Source organism: Anaerotignum sp., assembly GCF_031981185.1.
Taxonomy (GTDB): Bacteria; Bacillota; Clostridia; order Lachnospirales; family Anaerotignaceae; genus Chakrabartyella.
Genome location: NZ_DALYUL010000006.1, coordinates 371 through 13342, shown reverse-complemented (window position 1 = coordinate 13342; position 12972 = coordinate 371). Strand labels below are relative to the sequence as shown.

Annotated in this window: 14 protein-coding genes; 1 reads left to right on the top strand and 13 read right to left on the bottom strand. The window is 41.7% G+C overall.

Annotation, left to right across the window (positions count from 1 at the left end):
- Window positions 1–2: 2 nt before the first annotated feature.
- From RTK36_RS04530 to RTK36_RS04520, 3 genes are all read right to left on the bottom strand, one after another.
- On the bottom strand, window positions 3–1301 hold the full coding sequence (locus RTK36_RS04530) for a deoxyguanosinetriphosphate triphosphohydrolase family protein (RefSeq protein WP_312044787.1): 1299 nt from the start codon (window positions 1299–1301) through the stop codon (window positions 3–5).
- 456 nt (window positions 1302–1757) lie between these two features.
- Window positions 1758–2198 carry a hypothetical protein gene (locus RTK36_RS04525; RefSeq protein WP_312044785.1) on the bottom strand — a complete coding sequence of 147 codons (441 nt, stop codon included), beginning with the start codon at window positions 2196–2198 and terminating at the stop codon, window positions 1758–1760.
- Between the two features lie 13 nt (window positions 2199–2211).
- The gene (locus tag RTK36_RS04520) at window positions 2212–2409 is read right to left on the bottom strand and encodes a hypothetical protein (protein WP_312044783.1); all 198 of its coding nucleotides are present in this window, start codon (window positions 2407–2409) and stop codon (window positions 2212–2214) included.
- A 210-nt stretch (window positions 2410–2619) separates the two neighbouring features.
- Here RTK36_RS04520 and RTK36_RS04515 point away from each other — a divergent pair, with 210 nt between their 5' ends.
- Window positions 2620–2832, top strand: a complete 213-nt coding sequence (locus RTK36_RS04515; RefSeq protein ID WP_066047990.1) for a cold-shock protein — start codon at window positions 2620–2622, stop codon at window positions 2830–2832.
- A 72-nt stretch (window positions 2833–2904) separates the two neighbouring features.
- Here RTK36_RS04515 and RTK36_RS04510 read toward each other — a convergent pair whose 3' ends face one another.
- From RTK36_RS04510 to RTK36_RS04465, 10 genes are all read right to left on the bottom strand, one after another.
- Window positions 2905–3390: a sigma-70 family RNA polymerase sigma factor gene (locus tag RTK36_RS04510; protein ID WP_312044780.1), complete on the bottom strand. Its 486-nt coding sequence runs from the start codon at window positions 3388–3390 to the stop codon at window positions 2905–2907.
- 62 nt (window positions 3391–3452) lie between these two features.
- Complete coding sequence (locus RTK36_RS04505) at window positions 3453–3767, bottom strand: hypothetical protein (protein WP_312044778.1); 315 nt, start codon at window positions 3765–3767, stop codon at window positions 3453–3455.
- A gap of 13 nt (window positions 3768–3780) precedes the next feature.
- Entirely contained in the window at window positions 3781–4161 is a 381-nt protein-coding gene (locus RTK36_RS04500; protein WP_082754212.1) for a hypothetical protein, read from the bottom strand.
- On the bottom strand, window positions 4158–5537 hold the full coding sequence (locus RTK36_RS04495; protein ID WP_312044776.1) for a DEAD/DEAH box helicase: 1380 nt from the start codon (window positions 5535–5537) through the stop codon (window positions 4158–4160). The genes RTK36_RS04500 and RTK36_RS04495 overlap by 4 nt, the downstream gene beginning before the upstream one ends.
- A complete protein-coding gene (locus RTK36_RS04490; RefSeq protein WP_066047982.1) occupies window positions 5518–5817 on the bottom strand; it encodes a VRR-NUC domain-containing protein in 300 nt (99 codons plus the stop codon). The genes RTK36_RS04495 and RTK36_RS04490 overlap by 20 nt, the downstream gene beginning before the upstream one ends.
- A 238-nt stretch (window positions 5818–6055) precedes the next feature.
- The gene (locus RTK36_RS04485; RefSeq protein ID WP_312044774.1) at window positions 6056–8476 is read right to left on the bottom strand and encodes a virulence-associated E family protein; all 2421 of its coding nucleotides are present in this window, start codon (window positions 8474–8476) and stop codon (window positions 6056–6058) included.
- Window positions 8477–8487: 11 nt separating this feature from the next.
- Entirely contained in the window at window positions 8488–10488 is a 2001-nt protein-coding gene (locus tag RTK36_RS04480) for a DNA polymerase (RefSeq protein ID WP_312044772.1), read from the bottom strand.
- A 6-nt stretch (window positions 10489–10494) separates the two neighbouring features.
- On the bottom strand, window positions 10495–11196 hold the full coding sequence (locus tag RTK36_RS04475; protein WP_312044770.1) for a DUF2815 family protein: 702 nt from the start codon (window positions 11194–11196) through the stop codon (window positions 10495–10497).
- Between the two features lie 23 nt (window positions 11197–11219).
- The gene (locus RTK36_RS04470; protein WP_066047975.1) at window positions 11220–12374 is read right to left on the bottom strand and encodes a DUF2800 domain-containing protein; all 1155 of its coding nucleotides are present in this window, start codon (window positions 12372–12374) and stop codon (window positions 11220–11222) included.
- Entirely contained in the window at window positions 12371–12847 is a 477-nt protein-coding gene (locus RTK36_RS04465; RefSeq protein WP_312044768.1) for a hypothetical protein, read from the bottom strand. The genes RTK36_RS04470 and RTK36_RS04465 overlap by 4 nt, the downstream gene beginning before the upstream one ends.
- Between the last annotated feature and the right edge of the window lie 125 nt (window positions 12848–12972).

Here is a 12972-nt window from a genome sequence, read left to right as displayed (position 1 = left end):
CTTCATCCTTCAAATTTCTTTCCTGAATATTTTTCATATTGTTTTATCGCATAGGAATCCATCATACCAGCAATATAGTCACAAGTCAATCTCTCCTGGGATTTAGGTTTTCCATATTCTGTCCACTCAGATGCACGATATTCAGGAGGAAGGTATTTAATATTCCCATCTGTATAAAATTCCGCTAAAAAATTTATTACTTTTTTACCCTGTTGTTCATAGTGATATACGTCACTATTGTGATTGATGCACTCGAAAACTATATCTTTAAGCCCACCAACTAAATCTCTTACCTCTTTGCTTGGAAATCCTAATTCTTCTTCTCTTTCGCTTTTAGTTTTATTCCGAAGTTGTTTGTCAACTGGTACCATTCCTATGTCTTCAATAGCTGTGTTTATAATTTTAGAAGCTAATTCTTTTCCAAACAAGTGCAAATACTCTGATGACGTTATTCTTATACCTCTTTTATACCCTGCTGTTTTTTTTGCTGCATCAACAATTCCTTCAAACTTCATGAAGGCTCCTATACACAATCTCTTCCCTTCATCACCGAAGTTACACCTATTCCAAAATTCTTGCAAGACATCATCAATAGTAAATGCTTTTACACGCAATCCATCTTCTAAATCATGTGCTGCATAAGCAATTTCATCCGCGATGTCAACAACTTGTACATCGAGAGTTCTAAAAGTAATCTTATTATCATTTTTAAATTTTAAAATTTCTTCATAGTTATCATTATATATAAATTTCTTATTTATATTAAACTTGCTGTCTTCTGCGGTGGCGAAGTATTTAATACAGGAAAGCAAAGTTCTACGTGTTAAATTTAGCCCCCTGTACTCCGGCTTTTTTCTTTCAAGTTTTGTCAAAATTCTTAACGTTTGTGCATTCCCTTCAAATCCACCAATCGACATATACGCATCATTCAAAAATCTTTCCCCGGCGTGACCAAAAGGAGGATTTCCTAAGTCATGCGCCAAGGCTCCTGCCTCAACTATAAAAGATAACTTCGGATCATACCCGGCTTTTTCAGCAATTGAACGTGCAATTTGAGCCACTTCTAAACTATGCGTTAGTCTATTTCTAAAAAAACTGCTATCCTTCAAGCCTAACAATTGCATTTTTCCTTGTAACCTTCTAAATGAAGATGAATACATAATACGGGTATAGTCCCTTTGATATTCCCCTTCACTTCTTTCAGTGTTCTCTTCTGTATAGTCCCTTTCTTTCATGCAATCCTGATTAAGTTCTTCTAAGTATTCCTGACATAATTCTTTATCCCTATCCTGCATAATCATTACACCTCCACCCTTACAATTCGACACAAAATTTCAAATTCCTACCATTTGTCGAAAAGTTTAGGGCACCAGCTTCCTCCAATGCCCATAAGGAGAGTTGTTAAATTTTCACGTTATTATAATATCATGAAAAAACCGACATGGTTAAATGTCGGTTAAGCTGTTATTCATACGTTTTTTTCTTTTTCTTTCCACCTTGTTTTACAGTGCTGCCAGTGTTGTCTACAGTTTCCTTTTTCTTCTTTGCCTCTTTATTTTTTGGACTTTTGTCACCCATATTAAACACCGCCTTTATTTTTAGTATAACACAAAATTTCCCAGAAGTATATCTTTCAGGTAAAGTTATCTCCACAGAAAAAGACACCTTTCGATGTCCTTTCCCGAGGAGGGTTTATCAATCATACACTTCTTACTAGTACCATTGTACTATATCGAAATGTAACATGTGTAACAACTTTACGATTTATCTATGAATCTTGAAATCGCCATTTTTATGCTACCTTCTGTATTGTTTCCGCCCATCTTATCCGCCACAGCATTCCATGAAAGCTTATCAATAAATCGGTATCTGATAATCCTCCTCATACGGCAATCTTCAATGGAATTTATGTATTGCTCAACTTCGCTTACCAAATCAACAGCACGTTTCTTTGATCTATACAGCTGGGTTCTATAGCGGTGAAGCCGATCCAGTTTTTCATCAAGACTAACCACAGGAAATCCCTCAATACGTATATTCCCAATAGTACCATCTAACCTTGTCCCCCTTACTGAATCTAATACCGTACCGCCTGCCTGTATGCGTTCTATCTGCGATTCAGTCTTTAGAATTCTCCGTTGCAAATCCTCAATTTCCAATTGAAGATCAGCATACTGCGTTAATAATTCTTTCCCCAACAACATCACCTCACTATTCAAATGAAATCCCATTCATAAAAAGCTTATAAATTGCAAAAGTAACAATTATTCCTACAAGCGTATCTTCATAGCTTGTGATTGCTTGTCCATAAAACATGTATTCTAATGTCTGCCATAAGCCTCCTAATGCGCTGTAAATTCCGCACCACACCATCGTCTTTAGTATAATCTTCTTATTCTTCCAACTCACTTAATCACCTCTCAAAACACATGAATCTGTATATCCTTTCATTCCTGTAAAATATTTCTTGACAAACCATTTTTGTTGCTGTATACTGATATTAATTTCGTATATATGATTATTCGTTCTTAAGTCCTAGTCGATAATTATTATCTGACTAATGCTTGAGAACTTTTTTATTTATATGCTCGAGATAATATTTTTTAGGAGGTACTGATTATGAATAACGGTACAGTAAAATGGTTTAATGCAGATAAGGGTTTTGGTTTTATCACACCCGCTAACGGCGGAGAAGATGTATTTGTACATTTCTCTTCCATCCAGACAAATGGTTTCAAATCTTTAAATGAAGGCCAGGCAGTAACTTTCGATACAGAAGCAGATCCCAGAGATAGCCGTAAAACACGTGCTGTCAATGTTTGCGCTAACTAAGCCTTCTACATGGCCACCCTTTTGGGTGGCTTTTTCATTTTCCTGGATTGTTGTTCATAACAAATAACCTCTCTACAACTTACTTACAATGCACTTCAAACATCTAGATACCGTTACCTGTGATAAATTCAACCTATTCCCAATTTCCGTCTGGTTATACCCTTTGATCTTCAATTGCAGAACTTGTGTTTCCCTCTCATTTAACTTTTCCGACAGCTCTTTAAAGCAAAACCCCAATGAAACCTCACCCGCATATTTGTCAGGTATTATTTCTATAATGTCGAACTGTTCACCCTCAAAGTATGCAATATTATCAACGTACTTGATTTTATTTCTCTTTCTTTCGTCCCTAAGAAATATCCGCATTTGATTCATAATTACCCTTGCAGCAAAAGTTGAAAACTCATATCCTTTATCTGGATTGAATTTTTCACTTGCTTTCCAAAGTCCGATTAAGCAAATTTGCTTTGCATCTTCATCATTCTTATACCAAGGGAAGTATCTTCTCAAGATAAAATAAGCGAGATCCATGTTGTCATTAAATAATTCTTGTCCCATATCATCACAGGAGTAAATCCAGATTTATTGCTGGCCAGCAAACCTCTTACTCCTTTCTGGTTTTATCTTCTACCGGTACTCAGTACATACTTTTCACACATTGCCGCAACCTGAATAAACTCAGCTGCTGCCTTTATCGCATGCTGCTTTATGTAATTCACGGATTCTAATCCAACACCGTTTTCACGAATTATGCTCCACAGGATTTCTAAATTGTCTACCGTCAAATTGCACTCTTCAACAGCCTCTTCAATTTCCTCTTTGATTACGGCATAACCCTCATGGTTAGATGCAAACAATGGAAACTTGCGGTTAGCCTCATTCATTTCATCCCCGACCAAAAAAATAACACCATACAGCAATTCTTTTCTTAGCAATCTATTCAGCTCCTTACTCGTTATGTGGTATAGCAATCACCATCTTTGTTTTTTCCTGAATATCCTTCACAATATCGCCCCAAGTCACCATATCATCAAGGAGACAGTCCACTTTGCTATTGAACCTATCCCTAAAACGATTTAGCCGTACTGTACGGAAATCAAACTCATCGTATAAAACATGAATGGACATGGCCAACATTGTGGCAATCGTGTGCTCCTTGATAGGGGCAAGTGCTTTTTCCAAATCCTTTTGTGCTAACGGTGTATGTATATTACTAACCCCCCGAAACTTTATTTCCTTCTCCAGCGCTTCGATCCCGTCCTCTTTTACTATTTTCAATGCAAGGGCAAGGCCGTCATTCCTGCCCCTGCTGTAATCCGCCATTTTCAAAATGAAGCCCCCTTATATTTTTCGATTCTTGCTTTCAATGCTCCAAGTAACGCCTCTTGGGTACCACTCTTATTTTCCAAAGCCTCGATAACATCCTCGTCCACCGTTTCCTCTGCAATCAAATGGTGAATGATAACCGGCTTTTTCTGCCCTTGGCGATGCAGCCTTTTATTTGCCTGCTGATACTGTTCCAAACTCCACGTAGGTCCATACCAGATTACGTGGTGTCCTCCATCCTGAAGATTAAGGCCGTAAGCAGTACTCATGGGGTGTGCTAACAAAACATCAATCTCACCGTTATTCCAATCCGTTTCATCATCTGCCCCGCCAAAGACTCTTACCCGAAGTTTTGTTTTAGCAAGCTCCTTCAACAGCCTGTCCTTCTCATGTTGATACCCATAAAACACCAATGCATGCTCTCCGGCAAGCCCGTCTATCAGTTCCATGAAAGCCGCAATCTTGCAGTCATGGATTACCTGGGCGTTATGGTTGCCATCATAAACAGCACCGCCGGCAAGCTGCAACAGCTTCCCTGTAAGAACCGCCGCCATATCTGCGGTAATTTCTTCATCGTTGATTTCAAGAAGCATTGTCTTTTCTAATGTTTCATATGCTTTTCTCGCTTTGCTGTCTAAGGCCACCGGGGTATTTACTGTTACACAGTCTGGCAGCTCCAAATAATCCTCAGCTTTCATGGAGATACAAATATCACCGATCAAAGTTTCAATTTTTTCCTCTGCTCCATACTTTGGCTTGTAAGTAAACACTCTTTCTGCAGAACGCTTGTCCGGACTAAAATACCTTTCACGAAAGCCGCCAATGGTTCGGCCAAGTCTTGCACCTTCATCCAGCAAATAAAGCTGTGCCCACAAATCAATCAAGTTATTGGGCGCCGGTGTACCTGTCAGCAAAACGATTCTTTTTATTCTTGGCCGAATTCGTTTTAAGGCCTTCCATCGTTTTGTACTCTGATCTTTAAAGCTGCTGCTTTCATCAACCACAATCATGTCGAACGGCCAATCGTTCCGGTAATAATCCACCAACCATTCTACGTTTTCACGATTTATCACATACAAATCCGCAGTGGCGGCCAACGCTGCAACACGCTTATTCTTACTGCCAAGCACTGTGGAGATTCTTAGATTTTGCAAGTGTTCCCACTTTGCAGCCTCCTTGCTCCAGGTTGCTTCGGCCACCTTTTTTGGGGCAATAACCAAAACCTTATGTATTGCAAAACGGTAATATTTTAATTCCTTTACTGCCGAAAGCGTGGTAACAGTTTTCCCCAATCCCATATCTAGGAATAACCCCAAAGCCGGCTCTACTAAAAGTCTATCGATGCAATACTGCTGGTAATTATGGGGTACAAACTTCATACATACCACCCTCTACTTTCCCCATAAATTCATCTACACTTTCCTTGCTGTCTAATACTACAACCTTCTGTCCCAGTCTTTCCAATTCCTTATGTTTTGCTATCTGTAATGGGGTAGGCTTTTTCCCAGGGGCCTTTAATTCCACCAAAACAGTCATCCCTTGGAAGAAAACTATCCTATCGGGCACCCCATCATTTCCCGGGCTGACCCACTTATAAGCCTTACCACCCATTTCCTTCACTCGTTTTACGAGGTACTTCTCTATTTCCTTTTCTTGCAAAAAATCGCCTCCATTTGCGCTAACTACAATCTATTTCCCTATATATACGCGTATATGGGCGCAGGCGGGTATATTTATATATTCTCTTTATTATATTATTTATTAAAAAAGATTGTAGTTTTGTAGTTTTATATACTTAAACCCCTGAAATATCAGCATTTTCGCCGACTACAAACCCAACTACAAACTAAAATTTAATTGTAGTTTTGTAGTTTCGACTTTTGTAAAAACTACAATCTTAAAACGGACTTTGTAGTTGGTCGTTTTTAAACCCTCTTTGATTTTTACAATACCCAAACGGCTGTGGATTTTGTAATCTACTCCATCCTTTTACGCTTGAAATAATGCTGTTTATTTCTGCTGTATCACTATTCCTAATCATCCTTGGATCACAGCCCAAAGCTTCGCACCACACTTCCAAAGCACAAACTTTCTTCCTGGGAACCAGCTCTCCGTCAAAAGCAGCATTCCCTTCCCAGAACATCCTGCGTTGTTCCAGCTTCCAACTAAGCCAATCCGCAGGTACCTTTTGTTCTAAGAAATCTGAAATAATACCTTCTCTGGTGGAAGTCTTTCTGTGGCTCTCTTGCTGCTCCTTGGCTGCCTTTTCTACATCACCGGATAAATACAAAGGCTCACCTATTTTAAACCGCATGGCAGCCTCTGCCCACAGCTGGTCTAAGTCATTATCTAAATCAGCCCACACGCTTTTTTTGGCTTTTCTCGCACCTACCACAAGGGGCCAAAAACGGCGGTTTCCCGTTCTGTCCGTTAAAAATTCCGCATCATTAGTGGTACCAAAGAAAACACAACGGCGAGGCATTTCTTTTACATGTCTGCCATATGCAGCACGAAATCTGTCTGCCTGTTGGCTTAAAAACTGTTTAATACGGCCAACGTCACTGCGATTAAATGCATCCAATTCACCAACCTCTACCAACCACACGCCCTGTAGGAGCTCACTGGCTTCTTTTCCTTCAAAAGTTCTTATGGAATCGTTGAACCAGCCTTTTGACATTTTTGCAAGCAGGGTACTTTTTCCGATACCCTGTGGCCCTGTAAAAATGGTCATATAGTCAAATTTAAAACCTGGTATGTAGGCTCTGGCCACTGCCGCCGTAAATGCCTTACGTGTAACCGCTCTTGTATAAATACTGTCCTCTGCTCCTAAATAATCTATCAAAAGAGTATCCAATCTAGGGGTACCATCCCACTTTAATTCATTCAAATACTTTGTTACATCGTTAAAGGAATTTTTATTGCTGTGTAGGGATAGAGCACCATCTATCTTAGCGGCGCCGGATATTCTATAGCTTTTTTCCAAGTACCAATAAAGTCCTTGGTTATCGTTATCATCCCAAAATCGCCGTTTTACTCCTGCGTTCCATGGCAGTGCACCTAGAATTTCACCTCTGCCGGCAAACTCATTAATGGCAAACTTGCCTTTCAGATTTCTGTCGTTTTCGAGAATAATCCAAACGTTATCAATGGTGCTTTCCGGAAGTCCTGTCTTTGGGTGTACCCTTAGCCGGCGCATCCATTCAAGGGTATCCTCTGTTTCTGCAAAACCTTCTTGTATATCTTTAAATTCTGTTTCCGCTTGTTCCATACGTTCTTTTTGTAGCAGAGCAAGAACGTCCTTATCCTCTATTGCCTTACGGCACATCAGGTCATAGCTAGGCAATTTATTAGTAGGGGTACCTTCTTTTGCTTCATCATCCTGTTCACCAAACAAATGTAGTCGAACCAAGTCAAAGGCATTTACCAACTGTCCACTGCATGGATCTGTGGCATGATGGGAGAAAAGAAATTTTTCATCGTCATAAACAATTGCACCGCCTGTGGTAGAACCGCCTACGAAGGTGTATCTGTCAGACTGTTCCGTAGCCGCATAAACACCAGGGAGAAAAACTTCCAGTGCCTGCACCACACTGTAAATTCTACAGAATGCACCCACGGTACCTCTCTTTTCTGTTGGATCTCCCTGCTTTGCCGCTGACCTTTCCCGTAATTTCTGTTCTCCTGGCACTTGTGGCCATGAGGCAACATTTAACCAATTTTCATAGGTGCCAAGCATTCCGTCGGCAGACAATAACGGCTTATCTTCATAAGTAAATATGTACTCACTATCTACACAGCAACTGGGCCAATACATCAGACGTTCCACTTGAAAGGTAGTAGGATCAAACCAATGCATTTCCGGTTGTACCAATGCTGCCAATTTACGAGCGATGGGCTCGTATTCTTCCGGAAGCATCTTTCTATCTGTCGGCACCACAACACGAAGTCTGGGCGCCGCAGGGCTATGCTTTCGTGTGGAATATACGGCGTACATCATTCCTAAGCTAGAAAGGCGTTGCAGGATTGCTTTTGTGCTTTCAGGGGGGCAATTATCCATATCCAGGGTAATTACATCACGATTTAATACCGCACCCTTTTTACGACGTCCTGTCAGGTTGCCACCAATAAAGCCCCCCACATCCTTCAGCTCATCCTGTTGGTGCTTTTTCATGCTCATATAAGCCGAAAGAGTTTCTTTTCCCCGCAAAGGAGTGCGAAGCTTTTCAAATAATTCTGCTATACGCATGGTCTGAGGCTGCCAGTTCGTGGCCTTTCTGCTACCTGCAGTAGATATGGTTATTTGTCTGTCATTTTGCAAAACGTGTCACCTCAGTCTTTCGTAAAATAGTCCCCCACCCAGCCATCTGCGGCCATAGGCAATCCCGGCGCAAAGGGTATGGGCTGGCTCATAATCTGGCAAACCTTTTCAAGGTCAGCTTTCTCCTTTTCTATTTCGATAATAACTTCATCGTGAACATGGAACACAATTTTGTACCCTTGGGCTTCCAAAACAGTTAGGGTATGCGCCAAACAATCCCTTGCAATGGCCTGCACCACATTCTCCGTTAATTTACCTCCATAGGTTTCTGTAGGTTCCCAGTTCTTAGAAGTCTGGTTCATTCCATAATATCCAATGGATTCATTCCCCCACTGGTTTAAAGTTAAATGAGGTTTTGCATAAAAAAGCTTTCTCCCTGAAGGAAGCAATATTGTAAGGAAGTCCTGCCCCTTTGTAATGTCTGCTTCTCTAGCAAAAACTAATCCATGGGTACCAACAGCTCTACCCGTTTTAATTGCTTGTATGGCTGCATGCTCCAGGGCTTTCCAGCATCGAACGATTGCTTGATTTGCACCTCGCCATTTATACACAATTTCTTGTAATTCTTCCTCAGGTATCCCCATTTTCAACGCACCCATGTTGATAAGTGCCCCTGGTCCACCATTATATCCAAGGGCAAGGGTGGCAACCTTCCCCTTTTGTCTTAATGCATATTCGGGTGTTCCTTTTACAATCTTTTCAATAGGTACCCCAAACATTTGCGCCGCTGTGGCCTCGTAAATCTTTCCATGGGTACGGAATACCTCCAGAACCCAGTTTTCCCCCGCAAGCCAAGCAACCACCCTTGCCTCAATGGCAGAGAAATCAGCATCCACAAAAACTTTGCCTTTCTCGGGTATAAATGCCGTTCTTACTAGCTGGGAAAGGGTATCCTGCACGCTACCAAAGGTCAGCTGTATGGCATTGGGATTTTTCAATTTCACAAACTTTCTTGCTAAGTCCAACTCTGCACCATGGAGGTACGTTCTTGGAAGATTCTGCACCTGGGCTAATCGTCCCGCCCATCTTCCTGTGCGGTTCGCACCGTAGAATTGGAGAGATCCACGCAATCTTCCATCAGTGCATTCAGCCCGTGTCATAGCCTTATACTTTGATACACTTGTTTTTCCCAATTGCTGCCGCAACTCCAAAACTCTCCGAACCGAAACGGGAATTTCCGCATCCAGCATATCACCCACAGTTTCCTTATTTAAACTAGAGATTTTTATTCCCGTTCTTTCTCCAATCCATTTTTTTAGCTGTGCCAGGCTGTTAGGGTTTTCAAGGTTTGTAATTGCCCTAGAAATATTTGTTGCCTTTTCCGTTGCCACACTGTCGCAATATAACGCCCCATCTATCAGATCAAGATCTATGGCAACGCCTCTCTCATTCTGTATCTGATCTAAAACCCATTGCTCCTGCACCAAATCAGGTACCGGAAAATGAGACAGCCTATTTTCAATTTCCATCTCTGTAACAACATCCTGCTTACAATATTCTTTGAAAAGGTTCCACCGTTCCGGCTCATGTTCCGGTAGAATTCTCGTTCTGTTTCCATTGGATCTTGAAGGTTTACAGGGTGAGCAGAAAGTTTTGATTAAAGCTTTCCCTGTTGCTAATTTCTGTTTTTCCTGCGGCAATCCTATTGCTTTGCCCGCATCCTCCAGTTTAGCCACGTAACCACAGTAAAGACTATGCATCATCGTACAACGCCATTGTTTCAACCACTCTGTTCTTTCCTCTTCCTTTAGACCAAAATACTTCGACAAGCAGTACCACTCAAAGGCAGCATTATAAGCATGTTTTATGTGACCAGAATGTAAAAGCCAATGTTTAATAACAATTGGTAACTCCGTTTTCGTAAGGTCGATAATTTCCACCGCCCCGCCGTCAATACTATAAGCTAACAGTAAGATTGAAAAATCCGGGCTTTGAACATATTTGTAAAGCCCGGACTTGTTAATATCAACGGAGGAGAAGGTTTCAATATCGACGGATATGTGCCCCCTCATACCCGATTACATAGGTAAGCCGGTGATTGGGTTAATATTGCCTGTAGGTGCTGCCGGGGCATATCTGGGGGCAGGATTATAAGCAGCGGGCATTGCAGCGTTTCCCATAGGAGTTGCCGCATATCCAGGCATTCCGGGGCCGCCCATTGGCATTGCAGCTGCAGGCGTTCCTGCACCGGCAAAGTCATTCTCTGCATTTGCCCTACCACTTAAAGGCTCGCCGTCTCTTGTTTTCATGACATTACCCAGCCCACAACCTACGCCTCTGTTTCCACTACTTTCATAAGGGAAAAAATTCACTGTCACACGGGCATACATACCGCTGTAAATATCCGTCTCACTCAACTGCACAGAAACATTTGATTGGTGTACTACCTGTGGCTGCTGTTTACTGGACGCAGTTACAACCCAGTGACCCTTGCACTCTGCACCAAAGGCTTCCCCTGAAGGTCTAACGCCGTCGCCATCATAAATTACTGGGTATCTTAGCTGGGGACGAGAACCTTTCCACTTATCATTTACACCTTGTTCATATGCAGTCTGTAACGCTGATAGAAGGTCATTATATGTAGCTGTATCTGTTTTTGGAATTAAAATTGTGCAGCTATATTTTGGCTCACCACCGTTATTGCTGTACGGTCTGGAAAGATGTTCAAAAGAAATTCTTACCTCACCTGTGAGGCATTTTGTTGCGATATTCTGATACATAAAATCATCCTTTCAATATGTAATTATTTATTAGATTCAAGTCCTGCAAAATCTGCCATTGCAGGGTTATAGTTCTTTCTTGGATCACTCTCCGGAGCAATAGTGGGTTTGCCAGGAGGTTTTACAACGTAATCCGCCAGCATTTCAGAGAAACCTTTTTTCCCTAGCATAATTTCGCAATCTGTAAGAGTGATGGGCACTCGCTTGTACAGCAAAGATTCGTCTATCCCTGATACAGATAAGGCTTTGTATGCCTGGTCAATGTCATTGAACGCCCTGTTGCTGCGCCCTTCTACTACTTTCCAACCGGCAATGTTTTTGCCTTCCAGCAGCGCAGTCATTGCGTATTTTTCTAAAAGGGAATACCATTTTTTAATGTCAGCTGCTAAGGTAAGGCACTGCCCCACTTCATCATCCGTAAGTACGGGTGGAAGCTTGTCCATGAATTGTGTTACACGTTGCATACGTTCCATATACGCCCTGCAGGTAGCACGGCATTTGCAGAAATGACTATCACACCAGCCGCCCACAACGCATTCACCTGAACCATCGAATGCCATTTGACTTACGGGCTTAATGCTTTCACCCCAAGTATTTAGGTTCTCACAATTAATCGTCCAAGAAGAAATATTGCTCATTCTAGGCTGTACAATATGTAAGGTAATGTCCTTAATGTCGTATAAAAGATCATACTTTTTCAAAGCGCCCAAAGCATACAGCTTCATTTGTGGGTTATCTACGCAATCCACTTGAACGGTTTTCCCATACTTAAAGTCCACGATATGAAGATGTCCTCCACCAATCATAATACTATCGGCGGTTCCAAACCCTTCAGGAGCAATATGGGAATAGTCCACTTTCGTTTCAAACACCGCATAGGGTTTTGAAGAAAACATCATTTCAACATCTTTTAAGTATTCTACGTATGTGTCCGTATCGTGATCCATATCCACAATATACAATTCGTTGCTCTTTATTTTGTTAAACTTACGGGTAAAGGCGCCCTTATCCATTCCATGAAAATGTCGTCTTGCTTTTAACTCGGCCAGCTCATGGGCAAGAGATCCCTCCTGGGCAGACTCCCCTGCAGTGTCTGGCAAAACTGACTCCATTCTAGCTGAGGGGGTGCAGTGCAGCCACTTATCGGCCGCACTTGCAGATAATAAAGCATGGCTCATATCTGCGCCCCCATCCCTCTGATGGCCACTGCGAAATCATTGTATCTTTCCTGTGGCAGCTGTTGCAGTGTTTGTACACCGAAGGACTGCATCAACGCCACCAGCACATCCGTTTTACCTGCATCCATTAAAGGAGCTGCTGCCAACGAAAGCTGTTCTAAGGTATATACTGCCGGCTGTGCTGTCGGCGCCGTAGTAGAAATAGGATTCTGCATCACCGGCGCTTGCATTTGCTGCATTGGTACTGGGTTTTGCATTACGGGTGGTGTTATTACCTGGGCTGTTGGTACTGGGTTCTGCATTACTGCCGGTGTCATTGTTTGGTTTACTGGAGCTGCACTCTGAATTACTGGTGCAGATGATGCGACAGGTGAACCGTTTTTAGATATCTCTACTGCCAGCACCTTTACAACATCTATAATTGCCGGACTGTTTACTAAGTCCTTTTCACTAATTTTGATTACTAATTCCATATTAATTTCCTCCTAATTTTAAAATCTTTGTTTGTTTAGATTTCGGTAAAGTCATGAACCCCTCTAGGTCCATGAGAATAAAACCTTTTTCATGCTCCACCTTAATAGTCCCATGCTTAGGGTTA